The sequence below is a fragment of the Bifidobacterium scaligerum genome, from assembly GCF_002802865.1.
GTDB classification, from domain to species: domain Bacteria; phylum Actinomycetota; class Actinomycetes; order Actinomycetales; family Bifidobacteriaceae; genus Bifidobacterium; species Bifidobacterium scaligerum.
This window is the reverse complement of the sequence record NZ_PGLQ01000001.1, coordinates 700914-724236: the sequence shown is the minus strand read 5'-3', so window position 1 is coordinate 724236 and position 23323 is coordinate 700914. Positions and strand designations below refer to the sequence as shown.

Sequence of the window (23323 nt, the reverse complement as noted above, 5' to 3'; positions counted from 1 at the left end):
ACGACTGCAATAACGGGATTTGACTGTGATATGCCGAGGAAATAGGGGAGGAGTGCTACCCTTGAGCGAGTAAATGTGACCTCAAGGAGGCAACAATGGGAGTCGGAGAGATCGCTGGCCTGATCGCGGCCATCGCGTTTGCAGTACTGGCCGGATTCATGATCTATCCGCTGATCAGGTTGGGCAAGATGTTCGATCAGATTGCGCAGACCGTCAAGGAATCCGGTGAACATGCCATTCCGGCATTGGATGAAGGCGTAACCACTGTCCGACAGGTCAACAAGTCGCTTGAGGATGTCAATAAGATTTCCGCCGCGGCTTCCACTACCGCCAATAACGTTGGAGCTTTGACTGACCTGTATGGCTCCTTCCTTGGCAAGCCCGTGATCAAGATTGCCTCCAGTGTATATGCGCTGAAAGCAACCGCACAGTCCTTCCTCGCCGAAGGTGTCACCAAAACCGCTTCGGACAGCGTAAAGGAGCAGTGATGTTCAAACGCATCTTCTGGGTCGGGCTCGGAATGGCGGTCGGTATTGTCGCCGTCACCAAGGCGCAGGCCTATGTGAAGGCCAATACGCCGGATAAGGCTCGCCAGTTCCTGCTCGGTCCCGATCAGGAACACGTCGCGGTCAGAACATTAGAAGGCCTGATCAACGAATTCAACACCACACGTCGAGCCCGCGAGGACGAGCTGAACCGCCAATACATCGAGCGGACAAGATAGCCGATCGGCATAAGATGCCGACGATTCGGTGTTGATCCCGCCCCAGTCGAACAATTCTTTCCCCAAATCAAACCGGGCCATTGTGCCTAAAACCAACAAGGAGTACATCCCGCCATGCGCACTGCGGAAATCGCAAAGCGATATCTCGATTACTTCGCCAAGCACGACCATCTTGTTGTGCCCTCGGCGTCGCTGATCTCTCCGAATCCCACCACCCTGTTCACCATTGCAGGCATGGTGCCGTTCATTCCTTACCTGATGGGCGAGCAGACCCCGCCGAAGCATCGCATGGCCTCCAACCAGAAGTGCGTGCGTACCCTTGACATCGACGAAGTCGGCAAGACCACTCGCCACGGCACCTTCTTCCAGATGCTGGGCAACTTCTCCTTCGGCGATTACTTCAAGGAAGAGGCCATCCATTACGCATGGGAGCTGCTCACTACTCCGCAGGATCAGGGCGGCTATGGCTTTGATCCCGAGAAGTTGTGGATGACCACCTTCACCGATGATGACGAAGCTCGTTCCCTGTGGATCAACGAAGGCGTCGACCCCGAGCACATTCAAAAGATGGGCATGGAGGACAATTTCTGGACCACCGGTGGCCCCGGCCCTGGCGGCCCCTGCTCTGAGATCTATGTGGATCGCGGTCCCGAATTCGGTAAGGAAGGCGGCCCGATCGCTGACGAGAACCGTTACATCGAGATCTGGGATCTCGTGTTCGAGAACTACGAGGTCGACAACGTCAAGTCCAAGACCGACCTGCATATCGTCGGTGAGCTTGAGAACAAGAACATCGATACCGGTGCTGGTCTGGAGCGTCTTGCCTACCTGATGCAGGGCAAGAACAACATCTACGAGACTGACGAGGTCTTCCCGGTCATCGAGGCCGCCGAGCGCCTGTCCGGTTTGAAGTATGGCGAGGACGCGGACGCCGACGTGCGTTTCCGCGTTGTGGCCGATCACGTGCGCTCCGCCCTGATGATCATGTCCGACGGCGTACGTCCCTCCAACGTGGGCCGTGGCTACGTGCTGCGTCGTCTGCTGCGCCGCACCGTGCGTTCCATGCGTATGCTCGGTGTCACTGATCCGGTGCTGCCGACCCTCTTCCCGACCTCCAAGGCTGCGATGGAAGCCAGCTACCCGGAGCTCAACGACACCTTCCATGAGGTGTCCGAATCCGCATACGGTGAGGAAGATGCCTTCCGCCGTACGCTGGAAACCGGCACCACCATCCTTGACGTTGCCGTCAACAAGGCCAAGAGCGATTCCTCCGAGCCGACCGTGACCGGTGAAGACGCGTTCAAGCTGCACGATACCTATGGCTTCCCGATCGAGCTCACCCTCGAAATGGCGGCTGAACAGGGCGTGAAGGTGGATGAAGCCAAGTTCCGTGAACTGATGGCCGAGCAGAAGTCCCGCGCCCGCGCCGACGCGCTCAAGAAGCGTCACAACGTGGATCTGTCCGTCTACGACGATTTCAAGAAGACCCTGGCCAAGCCGATCGACTTCCTCGGCTACACCGATATGTCCGCTCGCGCCAAGGTCATCGGCATCATGCAGGAGGGCAAGGGCTCCGTACCCGCAGTCACCGGTCCGGCCAACATCGAAGTCATCCTTGACCGTACCCCGTTCTACGCGGAGGCTGGCGGCCAGCTTGCCGATCAGGGTGAAATCCTCTCCGACGACGGTGCCGTGCTCGAAGTCGATGATGTACAGAAGCCGATCAAGGACCTTATCGTCCACCAATGCCGTCTGACTGAAGGTACGTTGGTGGTTGGTGCCGAGGTGAACGCCAACATCGACCTGAACCGTCGTGGTGCCATCGCCCGTTCTCACACCGCTACCCACATGGTGCATAAGGCGCTGCGCGAGGAGCTCGGCCCGCAGGCCACCCAGCGCGGCTCCGAAGACGCCCCGAACCGGCTTCGTTTCGACTTCCAGTGGTCCAAGGCCCCGGCCAAGTCCGTGATCTCCGCGGTCGAAGAGCGTGTAAACGACAAGCTGCGCGACAATCTGGCGGTGACTACCAAGGAAATGAAGTTCGACGACGCCATCGCCCTTGGTGCCATGCACCTGTTCGGCGAGAAATATGGCGACATCGTGCGTGTGGTGTCCATCGGTGAGGACGGCTGGAGCCGTGAGCTGTGCGGTGGTACCCATGTGGATCACGTCGGCAAGATCGGTATGGTCAACATCCTGTCCGAGGCGTCCATTGGCCAGGGCGTGCGTCGTGTGGATGCCGTCGTGGGTCAGGGTGCCTACGACTTCAACGCCCGCGAGCATGCGCTGGTCTCCCAGCTGTCTGACAAGCTCAATGCTCGCCCTGATGAGCTGGCGGAACGAGTGAACACCCTTCTGGCCAAGCTCAAGGAAGCCGATCGTCGTCTTGCTGCCATGTACGAGGGCCAGCTTGCGGCTGCTGTTCCTGCACTGGTGGCTGCTGCCAAGGATTCCGATGCGCCGGTCAAGGCTGCGGTCAAGAACGTGGGTCATTTCGGCTCGTTCGATGCACTGCGCAAGACGGTGCTGGACGTGCGCGGCCAGCTCGGTGAGGATGCGCCGGCGGTAGTGGCTCTTGCCGGTGTTTCCGCCGATGACAAGCCGATGGTCGCCGTAGCTACCAATGAGGCTGCGCGTAAGGCCGGTATCAAGGCTGGCGATCTGGTGCGTGGAGCCTCCAAGATCCTCGGCGGCGGTGGCGGCGGCAAGCCGGACTTCGCCCAGGGCGGTGGTGCCGATGCCACAAAGATTGACGAAGCCCTCGAAGCGCTCAAGCACGAGGCGCAGAAGGCCTGACCAAGCCCGTGGTCTGGTTAGGCGTTGATCTCGGTAATGCTCGGGTCGGACTTGCATTGTCCGACCCGGAGCTTACCTTTGCACACCCCGCCGGCAATATTCATGTCGGCGGTGACTACTTCTTTGCTATCGATGAGGTTCTTGACGTCATAGAAGACGAGCATGTGACTCACGTTGTAGTGGGCTTGCCGTTGCAAATGGACGGTACTGAAGGCAAGAGCGCCAAAAAGGCACGTCGTTGGGCGGCCAATCTCAGTAAAAGGCTTGAGACGCAGAGCGAAGACAGTTATGAGGAGGAACACCAGATTCCGCAGGTATCATTGGTGGATGAGAGATTGACGACAGTCAGCGCGCATCGTCAGTTGTTTGAGGCACATAGGTCCTCGAACAAGCATAGGCCGGTAGTGGATCAGCAGTCGGCAGTGGTGATTTTGCAGACGGCGCTTGACCGCGCAAGGGAACAGTGAGGTACCGGTCATGTCTGATGATTTTAATGATTTTTTCGGAGACAACGCGCACTGGGTTTCCTCAGGAGATGAGGCTGGCGGTGTTTCCGAGCCGCCTCAGCCACCGAAATCTCGCAAGGAGATGCGTCAACGTCGCGCACAGCGCAAACGTAAAAAGATGGGCGGCATCATCATTGCCGTCATCATAGCGGCGTTGCTTATTGGCATAGGATATGCTGGCGTGAGCAAGGTTATCACATGGCGTGATAGTCATACCCAGACCACGGCCATCGCGGATTATCCGGGGCCCGGTGACGGCGAGGTGCAGTTCACTGTTGCTGAAGGGGAAGGCGCAGCCGAGGTCGCTAATAACCTGTTGAAAGCCGAAATCATCAAGTCCACTGCGGCTTTCACCAGCGTGGTGGACGCCAACGATGTCACGCTATATCCAGGAACCTTCGCGTTGAAGCAGCATATGGCGGCTTCAGATGTGATTGCCATTTTGTCGGATCCGAATCAGGCTTCCGGTTTCCTTGAGGTCAAGCCTGGCGAACGTGCTTCCGCCGTGATCGCTTCGGCCGCGCAGCTTTCAGGCATTGACCAGAGCGATTTCGATGCCATTGTCAAGAATAAAGGCAAGGGAATTCTTCCGGATGAAGCAGCGGGAAGCTTTGAAGGTTGGTTCGAGCCCGGTACCTATAACGTCAAAGGCATGAAAGACGCTTCGGAAATACTCAAGACCATGGTGGACAAGCGTATCGCCAAACTTGATGAGCTGGGGGTGCCTACCGGCTCCGAGCGTGAACGGGTGATGATTATCGCATCTATCGCCGAGGCGGAAGTCAACAAAGAAGATTATTACGGCAAGGTGACGCGTGTCATCGAGAATCGTCTGGAACAAGGTATGACCTTGGGTATGGATTCCACCGTTGCCTATGGCAATGACGTGAAGCCGGCGCAGGTCACTACAGCCATGATTGAAGATGATTCGAACCCCTACAATACCTACAAGATCGCGGGCTTGCCGCCGACGCCGATCAGCAACCCGGGAGACAATGCCATTCAGGCGGCATTGCACCCCGAAGATGGTGATTGGCTGTACTTCTGCACCGTGAACCTCAACACCGGCGAGACGAAGTTCGCTGTTACGGCAGAGGAACATGAACAGAATGTGGCTGAGCTGCGTCAATGGCAGGCTGACAATCAGTAGGATTCCGTATCGTCACGCGATAGCGGCCAAGGCAACCGAGACGGTCGCTCCTGCCAGTATCGCCGGAACATAGGGGATTTTCCTTGCATATGCCGTACTGCGCTGTGGATCGAATTTGGTCCACAGCACAATCCACAGCAGTCCGCATGCACCCATCGCCAGCCACCAGACCACAATGTAAGTCAGCCCCAGCAAACCAACTGCCAATCCCATCGGAATCATGGCCGTCACATCGCCGAAGCCCAGCGATTTCGGTGCCGCCAACGCTAAAGCGAGTTGAATGAATGCACACAGCACGGCGAACAATAAGGCCTGCAACAGCGCAAATAAGTCATTCGTCCACACACCGTAGGCGAAATCTGCAACAAGCTGGAGTATAGCGCCGATCATCATCCAGATCACCGGTACGCGGCGGTGCCGCAGATCTTCAATGGACAAGGCGAGCCCACATAGCAGACCGGGCAACGTGAACAGGTATGGCATGGCTTACCATTATCCCCTAGTTATCGACCGACGAAAGAGGAGAACGCTATGTTGCGTTGGCAGACGGCAGGGGAGTCGCATGGCGAAGCGCTGGTGGCCATGATTGAAGGACTTCCAGCTGGCATTCGTATTAGCACGGACGACATTGTTGCGGCATTGGCCCGTCGACGTCTCGGCTATGGCCGTGGTGCGCGTATGAAGTTCGAACAGGACAAAGTACGACTGCTTACTGGCGTTCGTCACGGGTTGACGTTGGGTTCGCCGGTAGCCATCGAAATCGCCAATACCGAATGGCCCAAATGGACTGAAGTCATGAGTGCGGATGCGCTCGACCATGAGTTGCCGCGTGAGGGGCGCAACGCTCCGCTAAGCCGTCCCCGTCCCGGCCATGCTGACCTGACCGGTATGCGCAAATACGGGTTCGATGACGCCCGTCCGGTGCTTGAGCGCTCCAGCGCGCGCGAAACCGCATCCCGTGTGGCTTTGGGCGAGGTGGCGCGCCAGTTCCTTGAGCAGGCACTGGGCGTACGCACTGTCTCCCATGTGATTTCTATTGGCGGCGCCGGCGTTGAGGATGCCGACCACGCCGTGCTGCCCACCCCTGATGATGTAGCCGCGCTTGACGCTTCACCGGTACGCACCTTGGACCAGGCCGCCGAGAAGCGCATGATCGCGCGTATCGATGAGATCAAGTCCAATGCGGATACCGTCGGAGGTGTTATTGAAGTCATCGCCTACGGCATGCCTGCCGGTGTGGGCACGTACGTGGAATCCGACCGTCGTCTTGATGCGGCGCTTGCCGGTGCCGTAATGGGTATTCAGGCCATCAAGGGTGTGGAAATCGGTGATGGTTTCCTGGAAGCGGTGCGTCCCGGCTCTGCGGCCCACGATGAGATGGTGCCGGGAGAAGACGGACATATCACGCGGTTGACCAACCGTGCCGGTGGCATTGAGGGCGGCATGTCCAATGGACAACCGATTCGCGTACGTGCAGCCATGAAACCGATTCCTTCCATCCCCAGAGCGCTTCGTACTGTGGATGTGCTGACCGGAGAAGCCGCCGCCGCCATCAACCAGCGCTCGGATTCGACCGCCGTGCCCGCCGCCGCCGTGGTGGCCGAGGCCATGGTACGGCTGACCTTGGCCAAGTATGCATTGGAGAAGTTCGGCGGAGACAGCGTTGAGGAGACACGTCGTAATTGCGAGCAGTATCTCGCTTCCTGGCCGGAGCACATGAGGTGAGCAAGGCTATACGTCCCCGCGCCGTCATCATCGGTATGATGGGTGCGGGCAAAACCCGCGTCGGCAAAGAGGTAGCGCATATCATGCATCTGCCATTCGCCGACGCCGATGTAGAGATCGAACGTGAAGTGGGAATGAAAATTCCTGCATACTTCGAGCGCTATGGCGAACCGGCGTTCCGTAAAGTCGAAGCCGAGCTCATCGCGGATTATCTGGAGGATTTCGACGGTATCTTCTCCCTGGGAGGCGGTGCCCCAATGACGGCATCCACTCAGGATGCGTTGGCTTCGTACATCGAAGATGGCGGACGTGTGGTCTACCTTGATGCAGATCCTGCGGAGGCCATGGAACGCGCGAACCGTGGAGGCGGCCGTCCCATGCTCAATGGTGATGCCAACGCCCGCTGGAAGATGCTGTTCGCCCAACGCGATCCGGTATTCCGCTCGGTTGCGAACGTTCATGTACATACTCGTGGCATGACCCCTCAGGGAGCGGCCAGAAAGGTGATTGATATGGTTTCGCAGAGAACCGTACATGTTACCGGAACTTCGATTGATCCATATGATGTGGCCATCGGACAAGGCGCGATGAACCATTTGGCCGATGTACTCGGAGACAAGCCGGTGCGTGTTGCGTTGATTCATACGCAGCCGGTACAGCGTCATTCCGATCGAGCACGCGCGCTGCTTCGTCAAAGCGGCTATGAGGTGTCCGATATCGTGATTCCCGATGCCGAATCCGGTAAAACCAGTGCCGTGGCCAACGGCATTTGGGAACGTCTCGGCGAAGAAGGCTTCACCAGGTCCGACGCCGTGGTAGGACTCGGCGGTGGTGCCGCTACTGATTTGGCTGGCTTTGTCGCTGCTACTTGGATGCGCGGAGTGCGGTATGTGAATTGCCCAACTTCGCTGCTGGCCATGGTGGACGCCTCCACCGGAGGCAAAACCGGTATCAATACGCCGCAGGGCAAGAATCTTGTGGGATCGTTCTATACGCCGGCCGGCGTATTGGCCGATACCAAGACCTTGGCCTCACTGCCTAACGACATCTTCATCGAAGGATTGGGCGAGGTGGCCAAGTCCGGCTTCATCGGTGACCCCGAAATTCTTTCGTTGTTGGAGGCTCATGCCGATGAGCTGCGCGCTTTCAACGGTGCCGATTTTCTGGGTACACCGTTGGAGAACGTGGTTTGTGAACTTATCGAGCGTACGGTGAGCGTCAAAGCCCGTCATGTTTCCGCTGACCTGAAGGAAAAAGGACTGCGGGAATTCCTCAATTACGGACACACGTTGGGACATGCCATCGAGAAACTGGAACACTTCCGCTGGCGGCATGGCAACGCGGTGGCGGTAGGCATGGTGTACGCGGCGGAGCTCGCATGCATCTTGGGCTATATCGATCGTGATCTGGTGGATTACCATCGTACGCTGCTGGCCTCTTTGGGACTGCCGACCTCATGGCATGACGGTTCGTTCGATGATGTGCTTGCGCTGATGCATCGCGACAAGAAGGCTCGTGGCAATGAGCTGCGTTTCGTGGTGCTCGATTCCATCGGACATGTGGTGCATCTCGACAATCCGCCCGCCGATGCCGTGCGCGAAGCATTCGAGCGGATCCAGCACTGATCCGGCCATCGAAGTTGCGTCTCTGTTTTGTTCTACACATCATTTTCTGAGTGGCTCTTTTCTCATGAGATGAGTCACTCAGAAAACCTCATTACAGGTTTCTTAGCGGGAGATTATTCCACCCAACTCTGCCACTGATCAAAGGAGCGATCATGACCAAAGTCATCGTTGTCAATGGGCCCAATCTTGGACGTCTTGGTGTGCGTCAGCCGGACGTATACGGCCGGCAGGATTTGGAGGAGTTACGACGTCTGTGCACGTCTTGGGGCGCGGAATTGGGGCTTGACGTCGAGGTACGCCAAAGCGATGATGAAGCGGAGATGGTTCGCTGGATGCATCAGGCTGCCGATGAGAAGACACCGGTCGTGATGAACCCTGCGGCATTCACCCATTATTCCTATGCGCTGGCAGACGCCGCGCATATGGTTGGTGACGCAGGACTGCCGCTGATGGAAGTGCATATCTCCAATCCGTCCGCGCGTGATGAATTCCGTAAACGCTCCGTGATTTCACCAGTCGCTACCGGTACCATCACTGGCATGGGATTCTTCGGTTACAAGCTGGCACTCGAATCCATCGCACATCTTGTCAACAACTGATGCGTCGAAGGCGCTCCTCAGTACGGCATACAGCGAAAAGGATGTTCGGGATTGCCCGGATTGTTGCGGCTTAAGCCTTAAACATTGTCTACATGCAAAACGGTGTCGCTCTTGCTTCCTACCGAAAGCGGGGCGACACCGTTTTGCATTGCTATGGGTGAGATACAGCACTTCGTACCTCACCCATATTTATTTACTGGGCTTACTTTTTGCGAGCCACGTACATCTGCGTGTTCAGCAGTGTAGTGTAGCGCTTGATCACCTTCGGACGAATCACCTTCATGGAGGCGGTCATCAGGCCGTTCTCCTGACTGAACTCTTCGGGCAAAAGAATGAACTTACGCACCGATTCGGCACGGGAAACGCCTTCGTTGGCCTGATCGACCCACTTCTGTACCTCAGCGCGTACCGCGGCATTCTGCGTGGCGTCCTCCATGGACATATTCTCATCCAAGCCTTTGGCGGCCAACCATGGACGCAGCGCCTCCTCATCCAGCGTGATAAGCGCAGAGATGAACGGACGTTTGTCGCCCAGCACCAGCGCCTGCGAGACGATTTCGCAACGCTGGATGACCTCTTCGATCGGACCGGGGGAGACGTTCTTGCCGCCTGCGGTGATGATCAGGTCCTTCTTGCGGCCGGTGATGTACAGGAAGCCGTCGTTATCGATACGGCCGAGATCGCCGGTGGCATACCATCCGTCCTCGGTGAAGGACAGTTCGGTGGCTTCATCGTTCTTGTGGTAACGCGGGAAGACGGCACGGCCTTTGACCTGAATCTCGCCATCTTCGGCGATACGCAACGAGAATCCGGGGAATGCGATGCCCACGGACCCGGCATGGAACGGTGTGCCCAGCGGGTTGAACGCACACGGGGCAGTGGTTTCGGTCAGACCATAACCTTCGTAGACCGGCACGCCGGCACCGCGGAAGAATGCGAGCAGTTCAGGATCCAACGGAGCGCCGCCGGCCACGATCCACTTTGCGCGGCCACCCAGTACCTCACGCAACGAGGAGTACACCACCGGATCGAATGCGGCGCGCTTGGTGCGGGTCAGGGCACCGGCCTTGCCGTTTGCGGAAATCTCCTTCATATAGTTCTGCGCGGCCACCACCGCAGAGGCGAACACCACGCCCTTGGGGCCATGACCGGCCTTCTGGGAGGCGGCGTTGTACACCTTCTCCAGCACACGGGGCACCACGATCATGATGGACGGCTTGGCCACCTGCAAGTCGGCGATGAGCGTCTTGATGCCGGTGGCGATATAGATGTGAATGTTGGACGCCACCACAATATAGTTGATGGCACGGGCGAAAGAATGCGCCTGCGGTAGGAACAGAAGAATGGTGTTCTTCTTGTCGTGCAACAGGTCCGGCATATAGTCGGGCAGATTCAGCGCGGTCTGGCAGTAGTGCTCATGTGTCATCTCCACGCCCTTCGGCGCAGCCGTGGAACCGGAAGTATACACGATGGAGCACAGGTCGGTCTTTTTGATGGAATCGATGCGCTCATCGAGTTCTTCATCTGAAACCCCGGCACCATACGCCTTGATCTCGTCGAGTCCACCGGTCTCGATCGTGATGATGTGCTCAAGGGAGGGGCATTCCTCCACGGCACCGTCTGCTTTGTCTCGCATGGCGGTGTCCTGCACGATGAGCAGACGGGCATCCGAATTGTTCACGATGTTGCGGATCTGTTCGGCGGAATCGGTGTCGTAGATAGTGGCCAGCACGCCGCCGCAAGCCATGATGGCGGCATCCGTCAAATCCCATTCGTAAGAAGTGCGGCACATGAAAGCGACGCCATCGCCCTTCTTCAGACCATAGTGCAACAGACCCTTGGCCACGGCGCGTACATCGGCAAGGAATTCATTGGCGGTTACGGTGGTCCATTCGTCACCCGCCTTATAGGTGTAGAGCGGCTCATCACCCATGCGTGCGGCACGATCCGCATACAGATCATAGATGGACATGCCCTCGTCCAGCGGCGGGTTGCCTTCAGTGGAGGTGGTCAGTAGTCCGGTAACCGGATCGATATCGGTGACGGTCATATGACCATCGTCCCAATCGTCGGTATGAGGCAAGGCGATGTCCGTCTCCGCGGGAACATCCGCATTCGAGAGATAATCGGGCTCATCCGGGGTGTCGTCATGAACCGGGTGAACGAAGTCGGATCCCAACCGGAGCGCTTTTCGGGTGAGGTTGATGGTGTGCTGCGTAAAGGAATTGATAACCGACAAGTCTTACTCCTGTAAACCTTTCAGTGTCGTCCGGCCGATAAGGCGAACGCTTCTCAACCAGCCAATTGTAATAGGCGCAGTAGAACTCGTCACCTTACGCAACCGTAGGAAAACCCTACGTAACCGTAGGTTTTGCGGTGATGCTTCAACCGAGCCCTGTCCAAAATCACCTGCTGTATGCCTTGGATTCGTAGCTTTCGGCTACACTTACCTTCGGATAATTATGTCCGATGGACGTTATGTCCGTTTTGAGCAACGAAAAAGAAAGGGCTCTCATGGCGCAAAACCAAGAAGCCACCGTGGTGTTCGGCGTTCTCAATGAAACGTCGGCAACGGAATCTCGCGTCGCACTGACGCCGGATATCGTCACCCGGCTGAAGAGGAGCGGAATCTCCTCGATTATTGAATCGGGTGCCGGCATTGCCGCCGAATACACCGATGAAGATTACGAAAAGGCTGGTGCGAAGGTGGCCAGCCGCAATGAAGTAATGGCCGAAGCCGATGCGCTCGGCTTCGTGGATCGTCCTTCTTCGGAGATCGTAGCGTCCCTGAAGGCCGGACAGTGGGTGATCGGCATGCTCGGTTCATTCACCGATGCCGACTACATTGCTGCACTCGAACAGGCTGGTTTGGTGGGTATCGGCATCGAAAAACTGCCGCGCAAGCTGTCCAGCGCTCAGTCCATGGACGAAATGACCTCGCAGAATTCCGTGATGGGCTATAAGGCCGCCATCGCTGCAGCTGATGCCTACGGCTCATTCCTGCCGATGATGACCACTGCAGCAGGCACCATCCGCCCCGCCAAGGCATTGGTGCTGGGCGCAGGTATCGCCGGACTTCAGGCCATCGGTACGCTGCGTCGACTCGGCGCAGTGGTCACCGCTTATGACGTGCGCCCCGCATCCAAGGGAGAAGTTGAGTCGTTGGGTGCCAAGTTCCTGGACCTTGGACTTGACTTCTCTGCAGGACAGGGCGAAGGCGGCTATGCTCGCGCCTTGACGGCTGAAGAGCAGGCCGCTCAGCAGGCCGCAGTCGATGAGAAGGCCGCCGGCTTCGACATCATCATCACCACCGCCAAGGTTCCCGGTCGCAAGCCTCCAGTGCTGCTCACCGCCGCTGGCGTCAAGGGATTGCATCGCGGTGCCGTGATCGTAGACTGTGCGGCATCCGATCTTGGCGGCAATGTGGAAGGTTCCGTGATCGGCGAACAGGTGACGGAAGGCGGCGTCAAGCTGATTGGCGCTCCCTACCTCGCCTCGGGCGTGGCCACCACCGCATCCAACCTGCTTGCGCGCAACGTGGCCGACATCCTCGTCCATTTCGTGCGCGACGGCAAGCTCGGCCAGGATCTGAGCGAAGAGCTTGATGACGCATTGGTCGTTGCCGGTCGAGTCGCGACGCAGCCGGATGCAGTCGAACCCAATCAGGCCGGCAACTAAGGAAGAGGAAGAAGGAACATCATGCCTACTCTCGTCGTTTCCATCACCCTGTTCGTGCTTGCCCTGCTGATCGGCATCGAGGTGATCGGCAAGGTGCCTGCCACTTTGCACACGCCGCTGATGTCCGGCGCGAATTCCATCCACGGCATTGTTATCGTCGGCGTGGTGATTGTAGCCGCGGAAGCCAACTCGCCGCTCGCCTACGTTTTCATCTTCCTTGCCGCAGTGCTCGGCACCATGAATGTGGTCGGCGGCTATGTGGTCACCGATCGCATGCTGGAGATGTTCAAGTCCAACAAGAACGAGAAGAAGGGGGAGTCGAAGTAATGACCTCCGCAACCGTGGGAACCATCGACATCGTCGCATGGTTCGTCTACCTGTTCTCGGCCGTCATGTTCGTGGTCGGTCTGCATTTCATGAACTCCCCGAAGACCGCGCGCAAGGGCAACCAGATTTCCGCATTTGGCATGGTCGTCGCCGTGCTGATGGCGTTCGTCGTGCTCTTCGCCAAGGGTTTCATCAACACCATTGCCGTTGTGGTGCTTGTTGTGGGCATCCTCATTGGTGCGGTGGCCGGCGTGGTCTCCGCCAAGAAGGTGCAGATGACCGATATGCCACAGCTGGTCTCCGTATTCAACACGGTGGGTGGCGGTGCTGCCGCACTCGTGGCCCTCAACGACATCCTGACCAAGGATGGCACGCCTGACATCGTGGTGCTCATTACCGCAGGCCTCGGCATTCTGATCGGCTCCGTGACTTTCACTGGCTCGCTCATCGCCGCCGGCAAGCTGCAGGGCATCAAGTGGGTGAAGAAGCTTGCTCTGCCGGGCAAAGGCATCTGGAATGTACTGTTCGCGGTCCTGTCCATCGCCTCGTTGGTCATGCTGTGCGTCCAGCCCGAACAGCGACTGCTGTGGTCCGTGCTGACCACCGTGTTCGCGCTGTGCTATGGCTTGGTCTTCGTGATTCCGATCGGCGGTGCCGATATGCCCGTCGTGATCTCCGTGCTCAACGCCTGCACCGGTACGGCTGTGGCCATGTCCGGTCTGGCCATCGATAACGTGGCCCTCATCGTGGCTGGTGCCTTGGTCGGCTCCGCTGGCGTGACGTTGTCCATCCTCATGGCGCAGGCTATGAATCGTCCGCTGCTGTCTGTTCTCGCGGGTGGCTTCGGCGGAGGTTCCGGAGCCGCAGCGGCCGGCGACGGTCCGGAAGGCACCATGAAGGAGACTACGGCCGATGATCTGGCTGTCCAGCTCGTCTACGCCGAAAAGGTCATCTTCGTGCCCGGCTTCGGTCTGGCTCAGGCACAGGCTCAGCGTGAACTCGCCGATCTGGGTGAACTGCTCAAGGCTCATGGCGTTGAGGTTTCCTACGCCATCCACCCGGTGGCGGGACGTATGCCTGGTCACATGAACGTGTTGCTGGCTGAGGCCAATGTGCCGTACGAGGAGCTGGTCGATCTCGATGAGATCAATCCACAGTTCCCGCAGGCCAACGTGGCGTTGGTCGTCGGTGCCAACGATGTGACCAACCCTGCTGCACGTCGTCCTGGCACTCCGGTTTCCGGCATGCCGATTCTGGACGTGGACAAGGCCCAGAACGTGGTCGTTATGAAGCGCGGTCGCGGCATGGGCTACGCTGGCATCCAGAACGAGCTCTACTTCGAGGACAACACGCAGATGCTGTTTGGCGACGCGAAGAAGAGTTTGCAAGCCGTCATCAACGCCGTCAAGGAATTGCTCGCGTAATGGAGCGTTTTCGTCGTCGCTCCTCAGTCGCGGTACCCTGCGTACCGCTTCCTTCGGTGCGCCTAGAAGCCGCACGCATTACGCAAACAATTACATTGTTGGCCTGATATTGAAGCGATATTGACTCCCCTCGATGAGGGGAGTTTTTTTATGGTTCTACAGTTTGAATGTGCGTGTAATGAAATTCGTGACACGGCGCCAATACAGTTCAGGATGAGTGCTGGCGCTCATGGCGTGGGCGGCACCTGGAACGAGCAATCGTTCACGGTCGATACTTGAGCAAGCCGCAAAGTTGCGATCAAGAAAAACCGGATTGACGAACGTGTCGTTACTGCCATGAATGAACATCATCGGGATCGTGGTATGTCGAAGAGCGTTGATACTGGAAGCCTCTTTGAAGTCGTATCCGGCTAGATGCTTCGAGATGAGGCTCATGGCGGCCACCGTCGGTACGGCCATCCACCGACGGGGAAGATGATACATGCCCTTTGCGTTATAGAGGAATTGCTCCCATACCGAGCAATAGCCGCAATCCTCGATGGCAGCTACCACATTGCGAGGCAAATCAGGTTCGCCTGCGGCCATCATCACCGTTGCCGCGCCCATCGATATGCCATCCAATAAGATGCGAGCCTCAGGATCGCTTTCCACAATCAGTCGAATCCAGCACATCAGATCACGACGCTCAAGCCAACCCATGCCTACGAATCTGCCCTCGCTCAATTCATGACAACGTTGCGCCGGAACCAGTACGGTGAATCCAAGTCGTGCGAATCGATGCGCATATTTCGCCATCTCGGCGGGAGTGCCGGTGTATCCATGCATGCAGATGGCGTACAGATGCGGGCGGGGGGAGACGCAATCGGAATCAAACAGCCATCCGTGCAGTTTCAAGCCGTCCTCGCTGAACGTGGTAACTGGCTGCTTAGCGTCTGCGAACCATTGTGCCGCTTCATACTCTTCGGCGGCATCCGCGTGGGGCGTCTGAAGATAATCGGCCGCGGCCCCATGGGACATCAGTTTTTCCATCCAGCCGGTGCATCGTTTATCGAGCGAAAGATGAACCATAAAATCGGCAATAGCAAAAGTGCCGGCGCTAAGCACTGCGGCTGCGGCTCCTGTTGCAATGATGACATTTCTGGCGATGCGCTGCATTGCGGCCTCGATTCCCCCCACGATAGATGCACTCTTTATTGTAGCCAAGTTGCATGTCTGACCATGGTGTATATACTTGTCAACTGTTGCTTTGGCAAGGCTGAGCCGTGAAGCAGACAGCCCGGTGGGCTGTTTGTAGGCGAGGGGAGCGCGGTTTACCGTGCGACTTAGGCCCGAGTCAAAGCGTGTTGCTTTGGCGAGGGAAGAAATGGTCCCGAAAGAGTCCGCTTCTTCCGTTATCGACTCGGCGTAAAATTTCACCTCCTTGGGTGTGTTCTGCGGCGCGTCGTGGCGTCAAACAGACAAAACGATAAGTAACACCGGAAAAATACAAGGAGTGCCTGTTATGGCTACCAACATCAAGCTTGAGGGTGAAGCCCGTACCGAGTTCGGCAAGGGCGTTGCCCGTCGTCTGCGCGTTGCCAAGAAGATCCCGGCCACCATCTACGCCGGTGGCGAGGAGCCCGCTTTCGTGAGCCTGCCGATGCGCGAGACCACTCTGGCTCTGCGTCACACCAACGCTCTGTTCACCATCGCCTTCGGCGGCGAGACCAAGATGGCTGTCGTCAAGGACGTGCAGAAGAACCCGGTCAAGCGCATCATCGAGCACATTGACTTCCTTGAGGTCAAGGCCGGCGAGAAGATCGACGTCGAGGTGCCGGTGTTCGTCGAGGGTACCCCGAAGGGCGCTGCTGTGGCCTTCGTGGACATTCAGGAGCTCAAGGTCCGCGCCGATGTGGCCAACCTGCCCGAGAAGATCGTCGTGAACGTCGACGGCCTGACCGATGGTACCAAGGTCTTCGCCAAGGACGTTGTCCTGCCCGAGGGTGTTGAGCTGGACGTTGAGGATCCGGAAGAGTCCGTCGTCACCGTCGAGGTGCCGGAAGATGCCGCCGAGTCCACCGAGGCTGCTGCTCCGGCTGCTGACGCTGCCGCTGCTGATGCTGCTCCGGCTGCCGACGCCAAGTGAGTTCAATCGTCAACATTAAGTTGACGTATTGCAGCTGATTTGCATACGTGCATTATGCGCGTAGCGTGCAAGATAGTTGTAGGAAGCCCGCGCCTGTATGAATGGCGCGGGCTTCCTTGATTACGACGCTTTGCCGCAATTGTCGTGGAATTTGTTTGCGGAATTGAATCCGAGCAATGGTACTGTGCGCGAGATATCGCAGACGCGGCGTACCGGTTTTCACCATGTGAACGCTCCTGCACTCGTCAGGCAACAGTGTGCAAAAGTATCCAACAGAGCCTGCGCCACAAGCGCACAAGCATAACCCCATCGGCGGTTTGTCCCGCCAAAGTCAAGAAGAAGTAGTTAGCAATGACTGAAAACACGCATCACGATCCGGCGGCGCTCGATAAGCTCACCGAACCGTTCACCGTACTGCCTAACGACAACCCTGCCTCTGATGAGAAGCGTCAGTCTCTCATCGATAAGCCGGCTTTCGGTCAGGTGTTCTCCGATAACATGACCCACATGACCTGGACCAAGGGTGAAGGTTGGTCTGATCGTCGCGTTGAGCCGTACGCTCCGCTGAAGATGGATCCGGGTGCTTCCGTGCTGCACTACGCACAGGAATGCTTCGAAGGTCTGAAGGCATATCGTCATGCCGATGGTTCCACTTGGCTGTTCCGCCCGGACGCAAACGCCGAGCGTTTCCAGAACTCCGCCAAGCGTCTGTACCTGCCGGAGTTGCCGATTGATGACTTCCTCGGCTCTGTGGCTGCGCTGGTCAAGCGTGATGCCAACTGGGTTCCGTCTCGTCGTGAGTACACGCTGTATATGCGTCCGTTCATGTTCGCTTCTGAGCCGTTCCTTGGTGTGCGTGCCCCGCAGGAAGTGGATTATTGCGTGATCGCTTCTCCTTCCGGCCCGTACTTCCCGGGTGGTGTGAAGCCCGTGAGCATCTGGGTTGAAGACAAGTGGTTCCGCACCGGCCCTGGCGGCACCGGTTTCGCCAAGTGCGGTGGCAACTATGCGGCTTCGTTGCTCGGCGAGTACACCGGCATCGAAAATGGTTGCGAGCAGGTCTGCTTCGTGGATGCTGCCACCAAGACCTACCTCGAAGAGCTCGGCGGCATGAACATGATGGTCGTACACAAGGACGGCCACGTGGAGACCCCGTCCTTGACCGGCAACATTCTGCCTGGTGTCACTCGTCGTTCCCTCATCCAGCTGCTGCAAGACGATGGCCATGATGTGGTCGAGACCATGATCGCTCTGGACCAGCTGCTTGAAGACATCAAGTCCGGTGAGGTTACCGAGGTGTTCGCCTGCGGTACCGCCGCCATCATCACCCCGATCGGGCGCTTCAAGTCCGAGAAGTTCGACGTCACCGTTGCTGACGGTGGCTCTGGTGAGCTGACCGTGGCTCTGCGCAACCAGTTGCTTGGCATTCAGCTGGGCGAGATCGAGGATCCGCACAATTGGATGTGGAAGGTGTGTTGATAACCATTCTCATTAATGGTTGAGTGGGGCTCCTGTGGACTTCGGTGTTCGCAGGAGCCTCATCGCTTTTGGGGGCTTCCGCAGATAAACAGCAGAGTATTTTCGGGAGCCCCTCCGTGAACTATTACTGTTGCTAGGCTTTTTAGTACAACTCTTCGAAAATCTTGCGCACGCGGGCGGTGTCGAGCGGTACGAAATTGTTACGCATCAGTCGCGCCTGCGTGGTCATCACGCGTTCCGTGAACTCCGGCAGATCCTCGCGCGTCACACCGTATTCGTGCAGCGCCTTCTTCGGCAGCAACTGGTTGATCAGCGTTTCGAGTTCGTCATACACGTTCGTCACATCGCAGTCGAGCAGCTCGGCGAGCACGGCGTTCAGCTTCGCGATCTCACCATCGGATTTGATTTCCATGTAGTTGCGCAGCACACCGGTGAACATCGCATAGTTCGATTCGCCATGCGGCACATGATACTTGCCTCCCAACTGATAGCTCAACGCGTGCACGGCAGCGCACCCGCCGGTGTCGAAGCTGATGCCAGCGTAATCGGAAGCGATAAGAAAATCATTCATCAGTTCATTGCGCTTGGCGCGACGCTCGCTGCTGCCGGCCGGTCCCGCGGCGACGATCGCCTTATATCCGTTGACGATCATCTTCATGGCTTCGTAGCCGAACAGGCGCGTATATGGTGTGGCGTTGGGGGAGAGCGTGGACTCGACCGAATGCACGAGCGCGTCCAAGGAGCTGGTCATGAACACATGGTCCGGTAGACCGTAGAGCAGTTCAGGGATGAGCACGGCATGATCGGCGAACATCTCCGGGCCTGCGATGCCCGCCTTGCAGCCGAGACGTGTGCGATTGATGGCCGCGATTTCGGTGACTTCGCTGCCGGTGCCGCAGGTAGTGGGCACGAGAACCAGTCCAACCTTGCGCTTAAAGTCCGGCAGATGGTCAATCACATCATCGATACTGGCACCGCCGGCCACAGCCACAATCTTTGACATATCCATCACCGCACCGCCGCCGATGGCAACGATACGGTTGTAGCTAAACTGGCCGGCATCCTGGATGATGGCGTCGATCATTACATCGGTCGGCTCCTGATTGCCGTACTTGTCCACCAGCAGCACGTTCGCGCCGTTGAGATACGGCTTCAGGAATGCGTCATAAATCATGCCGATGCTGACCACCAGATCATTCGCGCCGAGCTTGAATTCTTTCGTGAACTCTTTGACCGTGGCAAACTGGTAGATGTCTTTTGGTCCGACAGTGAGCATCTTCATGGTGTGATCCTCCATTGCGTTGATAATGTTCGATTATTGCGCCCGATGCTAATCCCGATTCATGTCCGCGATGTTGCTTGTGGCCGTGATTACAGAAGAAGAGATGATGAGGAAGACAAGGAAAAGGGCCGGCGGATGATGTTGTTTTCCGATTCTTACAGTGTCATGCGGCCTCGCGCGGCATTTCGTGCGTAGCAATCTTTAATGGCTTGACTGATTTCATCGTCAGTGAAGTTCATGGCGGCCATGAGATTAGTCGTTGCCTGAATTACATCGGCGCATTCGTCAATCAAATCATGACGTTGCTCAGATGTTTGACCGTGCTTGTTCCAGTCTTTGAAGGCTTCCACCACTTCGGCGGCTTCTTCAAGAACTTTGAGTGCCTGAGGCTTGTCTTGATGCAACAAATCTTTGCGGAATGGCTCCACATTGCCGATATGTAGAATTCGTGCGTTGCTGGTCATGATTGATGCTCCTTTATTGTTGTGTTGGTTTGAGCGTGGGGTGGTTGCGCCATGCCATCTATGAGCTTGGCGAACGTTGGACATTGCGCGCGCTTGAGGTCTGATACCATGCGCGAATACGGCGTTGCGTTGGTAGAAGCATACTGTTCGAACTGATAGTTGAGAGTCTTTAGCAATGTCGAACCATCTTCGGCTAGAGAGCATAGAAACATGTCTGCGGTCATGACCTCATACCCCAATTCTGCTCGTTGCGCATCACTGAGCCATCCATAGAGTTTCCTGTCGTTGGTCACTAGGCAGCTGCATTCGTTGCATACCATTATCGAATGTAGGAACATGTCGCCGCGGTCGGAACCTATGAAACTATCGCGAGTAAGCCGACGATCTGTACGTGGAGTAAGTTCCGCAATGTTTTTGAGCAATATTGGGAGTACGTTGTTCTCCTTTTCCGGGATTTTCCATTGCCTGTTTTTGCTGTACTTTTCTCTACGTATTCGCGCTAACACTATGCTGGTTTCGCCGACAAGCTGACGACTGGTATAAGGTTCGAATGGAGCGTCTTCGCGGTAGAAGGCGTAAATCCATTTGCGTGCAGTGGAGTTGACGAGAATATTGGTATCGAGCAAAACTCGACGTATGCAGCCGCCATGCCTGCCGTAGTCAATCACAATCCCCACCTTTCCAACAATTCGTCAAGCTCATCCAGTGCCTCAAGTTTGTTGTACCGAAGCTGTTTCTGCAGAAGCAGCACTTCTTCTTGCGGATAGAACTTTTGGTTGCCATGCATAATGAGAGGAACGTTTCGTTCCTTTAAGCCAGTCTGAATAGTTTCGCTCTGTAAGCCAGTCATTTCGATAGCCTCATCGAGACTGATTAGGGGAGAAGAGCTCAAATTTGAGGTTTGAGTCTCGTCGCGATGAACGGTCTTGCTGCTGCTGCGAACGGCATTGATATATGTGTCGATGGCAAAGCCCATGATTACCGGTAACGAGAACGCATATACGCACAGTAGTGAACGCTTCATTGTTCCTGGTCGCTTTTTGACTGTTTGCGGGCATTCATGCCGATAGCTGCACCGTGTCGAATGGCGCTAGTTACCGTATCAAGTTGAGTACGGTATAGTTCCACGCTCTGCCGCAGTGTTTCCACAGCGTGCGCATAGGCGACTACACGATTCTGTTGATCCAAAGGCAGTGCAGGAATCTGCAATTGAGCCGGTCGAATGCCTTTAACAAATATGGAAGGTGTCTGCCGATCGCGGCTCCAAGTACCTTCTGCCATGATTGCCACGTATTGTGGGTTCCAGCGCTGCTCATCCATCAATCTGACGATGTGCACATTTTTATGCACGCGGCGTCCGCCAGATTCATCCACCACAGCTTTGGCAAGTTCGCCGGAAATCAGCAGAATATCATTCTTTACGGTGATTCTGTTGCCTTCTTTAGATTCCTGCGTTGAATCCAACTCTCGCAGTTGATGAGCGCTCACATCGTCTGGAGTGACCACATCTTCCGGCGTAACTTGTTCGTGCAACGCATACCCTGACTTGCGCTCTGGCTTATAGTCCCCTTGCCTTATCGTGGCGATGCTTCCCAAGCGGACAGTGGTAATACCACGGCAATCCAAACCCTGTGCGTCAAACTGCTGCAAAGTCTCAAAAGCCTTGGACGCCAGAACGTTCATAGGTGTCAGAGCATCCTGCTGCTGCGTATAGGTAAGTTCGATTTCGTCCGGGGTCTGTTTGTCTGCGTCGAGCCATTGCGATGGCAACAAATTGACCTGCGGATCGCCTAACAATTCAATCGAGCGAACGGTTTGAGCTATAAGAGGACGCGTGGGAAGCAAAGAACCATGCGCGAACCATTTCAGTGTCTGCTCCATCCATTCGATTGGCTTATCCTGCACGCCATATGCATCACTTTCTACAGTCATGCTGACCATGCTCACCGTATCGCGGGTTTTGTTTGGAGGGGTCAACACCCAGAGGAACGTAGGGATCGACGTATTGACATACAAGTTGGAGGGCAAAGCGATGATTGCCTCCACGCATCCTGCGGCAACTAGAGCACGCCGCACATCGGTTTCGGAACCTGCCCTGAACAATGGGCCTCCAGAGGTTACGACAAATGCGCGTCCGACGTCGGAAAGATGTGCGAGCGCATCCTGCACCCATGCCAAAGCTGAATCGTTTTTCGTGGGCATACCATATCGCCAACGCAGATCCGTGTCATTCGGCTCCCATCTCAGGGCGAACGGTGTCTCCAATACAACGACATCTGCTCGCGTGTAAGGAGAAGAATCCTGCACAAGGCAATCTTGCGTATGGATATCAAGCGAAACGCCTGTGAGATCGGCAAGAAGGAACCGGCGTGCGGCAATGGTCGATGTGCGAACGTTGATATCGGCGCAATGGAATTTGATGGTGCGCTCGCTATTGCTTTGTTGATTATCTCCGACTGCAGGCTGCTGTGTGTTGATGTCTTTGTCTATGATGCTGCCCAATTGAAGCAGACTTTCAAGGATGCCGCATGCGGGATCGTACGCGATGATGGATTGTTTGCCGGACTCGTGTTTGTTAATGTGCGCAGCGGCAAGTTTGGCTAGCAAAACCGATACGCGTGATTTCGGGCATCCGAATTCACCGCTCATACGTCCTTGGCTGATGATGGTGCGTTCAAGCACTATCGATACGAGTTGATTCATTTTGTCGGTGCCGAGGGCGAAGAGATTGTTTGCGAAGTGAAGCAGTTCAGCTAGTTCATCCGGTTGCAGCTGTTCGATTTCGGACGGTGGCGTTAGGGCGAGGCGGGCTGCTGCGGTGGAGTTGCCGTCGTATGCGTTGAGCAAGACGTTGACCAGTTGCTGGCATGCATCCGTATATGATTGCTCGGCGTCGACCTTGGAAAGGAATGCTTGCCATTCGACCTCGCAGTGGAGGCTGTTGGCTGCACTACGAGCGCAAAGCGACCACAGGAGCAGCGACATCATTGCCATGGGGTCGGCTTGGTTGCGCCAACGGTCAAAGAACGACCACGCGGCCTGTTCCATACGAGTGTCTTCGAACGCGATGTTATTGCTGGTGAGCCATGCTGCCACCTCGTCATAGTCGAAGAGGGGACGGCCGTCTTTGGAGTCCACGGGTTTTGGAAAGTTCTTGTTTTCTCGATTGCGCCAGTTCGATACTGCGGATGGGCGTACGCCGGCCATACGGGCAATATCGGCGGAGGAGAGCGTGTTCTCGGTGAATGACCACTTCGCAGGCTTGTCGTGTTCCATATCCACTGTGACTCCCATGTTGTTATACTTGGTGTGACCCTATTCACAGGTTATATTGTGAGTGTATAACTGAAATTCCAAAAAATCAAATGTGAATGTGGTTCACATATAGGTTTGATGTGTGATAGTATTCGGAATTGGTG

Annotated in this window: 21 protein-coding genes; 13 read left to right on the top strand and 8 right to left on the bottom strand. The window is 56.5% G+C overall.

What is annotated here, in order from left to right:
* Nucleotides 1-95 precede the first annotated feature (95 nt).
* The 5 genes from CUU80_RS03185 to mltG all read left to right on the top strand — a co-directional run bounded on the left by CUU80_RS03185 (nucleotide 96) and on the right by mltG (nucleotide 5176).
* A complete protein-coding gene (locus CUU80_RS03185) occupies nucleotides 96-488 on the top strand; it encodes a DUF948 domain-containing protein (RefSeq protein WP_100495902.1) in 393 nt (130 codons plus the stop codon).
* Nucleotides 488-724, top strand: coding sequence for a hypothetical protein (locus CUU80_RS03180; protein WP_100495901.1), 237 nt, complete (start codon nucleotides 488-490; stop codon nucleotides 722-724). The genes CUU80_RS03185 and CUU80_RS03180 overlap by 1 nt, the downstream gene beginning before the upstream one ends.
* 114 nt (nucleotides 725-838) lie before the next feature.
* A complete protein-coding gene (alaS, locus tag CUU80_RS03175; protein ID WP_100495900.1) occupies nucleotides 839-3520 on the top strand; it encodes an alanine--tRNA ligase in 2682 nt (893 codons plus the stop codon).
* A gap of 8 nt (nucleotides 3521-3528) precedes the next feature.
* Nucleotides 3529-3987: a Holliday junction resolvase RuvX gene (ruvX, locus tag CUU80_RS03170; protein ID WP_243388607.1), complete on the top strand. Its 459-nt coding sequence runs from the start codon at nucleotides 3529-3531 to the stop codon at nucleotides 3985-3987.
* Nucleotides 3988-3997: 10 nt separating this feature from the next.
* Nucleotides 3998-5176 carry an endolytic transglycosylase MltG gene (gene mltG / locus CUU80_RS03165; protein ID WP_100495898.1) on the top strand — a complete coding sequence of 393 codons (1179 nt, stop codon included), beginning with the start codon at nucleotides 3998-4000 and terminating at the stop codon, nucleotides 5174-5176.
* A gap of 12 nt (nucleotides 5177-5188) precedes the next feature.
* Here mltG and CUU80_RS03160 read toward each other — a convergent pair whose 3' ends face one another.
* Nucleotides 5189-5659 (bottom strand): prepilin peptidase, encoded by a 471-nt coding sequence (locus CUU80_RS03160; protein ID WP_100495897.1) that lies wholly within the window; start codon nucleotides 5657-5659, stop codon nucleotides 5189-5191.
* A 48-nt stretch (nucleotides 5660-5707) separates the two neighbouring features.
* Between CUU80_RS03160 and aroC the strand changes: the two genes are divergently transcribed.
* The 3 genes from aroC (at nucleotide 5708) to aroQ (ending at nucleotide 9125) form a co-directional block, all read left to right on the top strand.
* Entirely contained in the window at nucleotides 5708-6901 is a 1194-nt protein-coding gene (gene aroC / locus CUU80_RS03155) for a chorismate synthase (protein WP_100495896.1), read from the top strand.
* Nucleotides 6898-8526, top strand: coding sequence for a bifunctional shikimate kinase/3-dehydroquinate synthase (locus CUU80_RS03150; RefSeq protein WP_100495895.1), 1629 nt, complete (start codon nucleotides 6898-6900; stop codon nucleotides 8524-8526). The genes aroC and CUU80_RS03150 overlap by 4 nt, the downstream gene beginning before the upstream one ends.
* 152 nt (nucleotides 8527-8678) lie before the next feature.
* Nucleotides 8679-9125 (top strand): type II 3-dehydroquinate dehydratase, encoded by a 447-nt coding sequence (gene aroQ, locus CUU80_RS03145; protein WP_100495894.1) that lies wholly within the window; start codon nucleotides 8679-8681, stop codon nucleotides 9123-9125.
* A 202-nt stretch (nucleotides 9126-9327) separates the two neighbouring features.
* Here aroQ and CUU80_RS03140 read toward each other — a convergent pair whose 3' ends face one another.
* Nucleotides 9328-11364, bottom strand: coding sequence for an AMP-dependent synthetase/ligase (locus tag CUU80_RS03140; protein ID WP_100495893.1), 2037 nt, complete (start codon nucleotides 11362-11364; stop codon nucleotides 9328-9330).
* 275 nt (nucleotides 11365-11639) lie between these two features.
* Between CUU80_RS03140 and CUU80_RS03135 the strand changes: the two genes are divergently transcribed.
* From CUU80_RS03135 to CUU80_RS03125, 3 genes are read left to right on the top strand one after another with little or no spacing between them, the layout of a single operon-like run.
* Nucleotides 11640-12803, top strand: coding sequence for a Rossmann-fold NAD(P)-binding domain-containing protein (locus tag CUU80_RS03135; RefSeq protein WP_100495892.1), 1164 nt, complete (start codon nucleotides 11640-11642; stop codon nucleotides 12801-12803).
* 21 nt (nucleotides 12804-12824) lie between these two features.
* On the top strand, nucleotides 12825-13130 hold the full coding sequence (locus tag CUU80_RS03130; RefSeq protein ID WP_033890970.1) for an NAD(P) transhydrogenase subunit alpha part 2: 306 nt from the start codon (nucleotides 12825-12827) through the stop codon (nucleotides 13128-13130).
* Complete coding sequence (locus tag CUU80_RS03125; RefSeq protein WP_100495891.1) at nucleotides 13130-14554, top strand: NAD(P)(+) transhydrogenase (Re/Si-specific) subunit beta; 1425 nt, start codon at nucleotides 13130-13132, stop codon at nucleotides 14552-14554. The genes CUU80_RS03130 and CUU80_RS03125 overlap by 1 nt, the downstream gene beginning before the upstream one ends.
* Nucleotides 14555-14710: 156 nt before the next feature.
* Here CUU80_RS03125 and CUU80_RS03120 read toward each other — a convergent pair whose 3' ends face one another.
* Complete coding sequence (locus tag CUU80_RS03120; protein WP_100495890.1) at nucleotides 14711-15709, bottom strand: alpha/beta hydrolase; 999 nt, start codon at nucleotides 15707-15709, stop codon at nucleotides 14711-14713.
* Nucleotides 15710-16055: 346 nt separating this feature from the next.
* Between CUU80_RS03120 and CUU80_RS03115 the strand changes: the two genes are divergently transcribed.
* Nucleotides 16056-16679 carry a 50S ribosomal protein L25/general stress protein Ctc gene (locus CUU80_RS03115; RefSeq protein WP_100495889.1) on the top strand — a complete coding sequence of 208 codons (624 nt, stop codon included), beginning with the start codon at nucleotides 16056-16058 and terminating at the stop codon, nucleotides 16677-16679.
* A gap of 351 nt (nucleotides 16680-17030) precedes the next feature.
* Nucleotides 17031-18158 carry a branched-chain amino acid aminotransferase gene (locus CUU80_RS03110; protein ID WP_100495888.1) on the top strand — a complete coding sequence of 376 codons (1128 nt, stop codon included), beginning with the start codon at nucleotides 17031-17033 and terminating at the stop codon, nucleotides 18156-18158.
* A gap of 142 nt (nucleotides 18159-18300) precedes the next feature.
* On the opposite strand, the gene CUU80_RS03105 is transcribed toward CUU80_RS03110, so the two are convergent.
* The 5 genes from CUU80_RS03105 to CUU80_RS03085 all read right to left on the bottom strand — a co-directional run bounded on the left by CUU80_RS03105 (nucleotide 18301) and on the right by CUU80_RS03085 (nucleotide 23180).
* The gene (locus tag CUU80_RS03105) at nucleotides 18301-19440 is read right to left on the bottom strand and encodes a 4-hydroxybutyrate dehydrogenase (RefSeq protein ID WP_100495887.1); all 1140 of its coding nucleotides are present in this window, start codon (nucleotides 19438-19440) and stop codon (nucleotides 18301-18303) included.
* A 155-nt stretch (nucleotides 19441-19595) separates the two neighbouring features.
* Nucleotides 19596-19904 (bottom strand): pyrophosphohydrolase domain-containing protein, encoded by a 309-nt coding sequence (locus CUU80_RS03100; protein WP_100495886.1) that lies wholly within the window; start codon nucleotides 19902-19904, stop codon nucleotides 19596-19598.
* Complete coding sequence (locus CUU80_RS03095; protein WP_100495885.1) at nucleotides 19901-20572, bottom strand: type II toxin-antitoxin system VapC family toxin; 672 nt, start codon at nucleotides 20570-20572, stop codon at nucleotides 19901-19903. The genes CUU80_RS03100 and CUU80_RS03095 overlap by 4 nt, the downstream gene beginning before the upstream one ends.
* A complete protein-coding gene (locus CUU80_RS03090; RefSeq protein ID WP_100495884.1) occupies nucleotides 20569-20928 on the bottom strand; it encodes a hypothetical protein in 360 nt (119 codons plus the stop codon). Before CUU80_RS03090 ends, CUU80_RS03095 begins: the two co-directional genes overlap by 4 nt.
* Entirely contained in the window at nucleotides 20925-23180 is a 2256-nt protein-coding gene (locus tag CUU80_RS03085) for an HsdM family class I SAM-dependent methyltransferase (protein ID WP_100495883.1), read from the bottom strand. The genes CUU80_RS03090 and CUU80_RS03085 overlap by 4 nt, the downstream gene beginning before the upstream one ends.
* Nucleotides 23181-23323: the final 143 nt, after the last annotated feature.

What these genes read in the sequence shown, in the direction of transcription:
- alaS (WP_100495900.1), top strand. Translation starts at nt 839, where the DNA reads ATGCGCACTGCGGAAATCGCAAAGCGATATCTCGATTACTTCGCCAAG.
- mltG (WP_100495898.1), top strand. Translation starts at nt 3,998, where the DNA reads ATGTCTGATGATTTTAATGATTTTTTCGGAGACAACGCGCACTGGGTT.
- CUU80_RS03135 (WP_100495892.1), top strand. Translation starts at nt 11,640, where the DNA reads ATGGCGCAAAACCAAGAAGCCACCGTGGTGTTCGGCGTTCTCAATGAA.
- CUU80_RS03180 (WP_100495901.1), top strand. Translation starts at nt 488, where the DNA reads ATGTTCAAACGCATCTTCTGGGTCGGGCTCGGAATGGCGGTCGGTATT.
- CUU80_RS03105 (WP_100495887.1), bottom strand. Translation starts at nt 19,440, where the DNA reads ATGAAGATGCTCACTGTCGGACCAAAAGACATCTACCAGTTTGCCACG.
- CUU80_RS03115 (WP_100495889.1), top strand. Translation starts at nt 16,056, where the DNA reads ATGGCTACCAACATCAAGCTTGAGGGTGAAGCCCGTACCGAGTTCGGC.
- CUU80_RS03120 (WP_100495890.1), bottom strand. Translation starts at nt 15,709, where the DNA reads ATGCAGCGCATCGCCAGAAATGTCATCATTGCAACAGGAGCCGCAGCC.
- aroC (WP_100495896.1), top strand. Translation starts at nt 5,708, where the DNA reads ATGTTGCGTTGGCAGACGGCAGGGGAGTCGCATGGCGAAGCGCTGGTG.
- CUU80_RS03185 (WP_100495902.1), top strand. Translation starts at nt 96, where the DNA reads ATGGGAGTCGGAGAGATCGCTGGCCTGATCGCGGCCATCGCGTTTGCA.
- CUU80_RS03125 (WP_100495891.1), top strand. Translation starts at nt 13,130, where the DNA reads ATGACCTCCGCAACCGTGGGAACCATCGACATCGTCGCATGGTTCGTC.
- CUU80_RS03160 (WP_100495897.1), bottom strand. Translation starts at nt 5,659, where the DNA reads ATGCCATACCTGTTCACGTTGCCCGGTCTGCTATGTGGGCTCGCCTTG.
- CUU80_RS03085 (WP_100495883.1), bottom strand. Translation starts at nt 23,180, where the DNA reads ATGGAACACGACAAGCCTGCGAAGTGGTCATTCACCGAGAACACGCTC.
- CUU80_RS03090 (WP_100495884.1), bottom strand. Translation starts at nt 20,928, where the DNA reads ATGAAGCGTTCACTACTGTGCGTATATGCGTTCTCGTTACCGGTAATC.
- CUU80_RS03100 (WP_100495886.1), bottom strand. Translation starts at nt 19,904, where the DNA reads ATGACCAGCAACGCACGAATTCTACATATCGGCAATGTGGAGCCATTC.
- CUU80_RS03130 (WP_033890970.1), top strand. Translation starts at nt 12,825, where the DNA reads ATGCCTACTCTCGTCGTTTCCATCACCCTGTTCGTGCTTGCCCTGCTG.
- aroQ (WP_100495894.1), top strand. Translation starts at nt 8,679, where the DNA reads ATGACCAAAGTCATCGTTGTCAATGGGCCCAATCTTGGACGTCTTGGT.
- CUU80_RS03110 (WP_100495888.1), top strand. Translation starts at nt 17,031, where the DNA reads ATGACTGAAAACACGCATCACGATCCGGCGGCGCTCGATAAGCTCACC.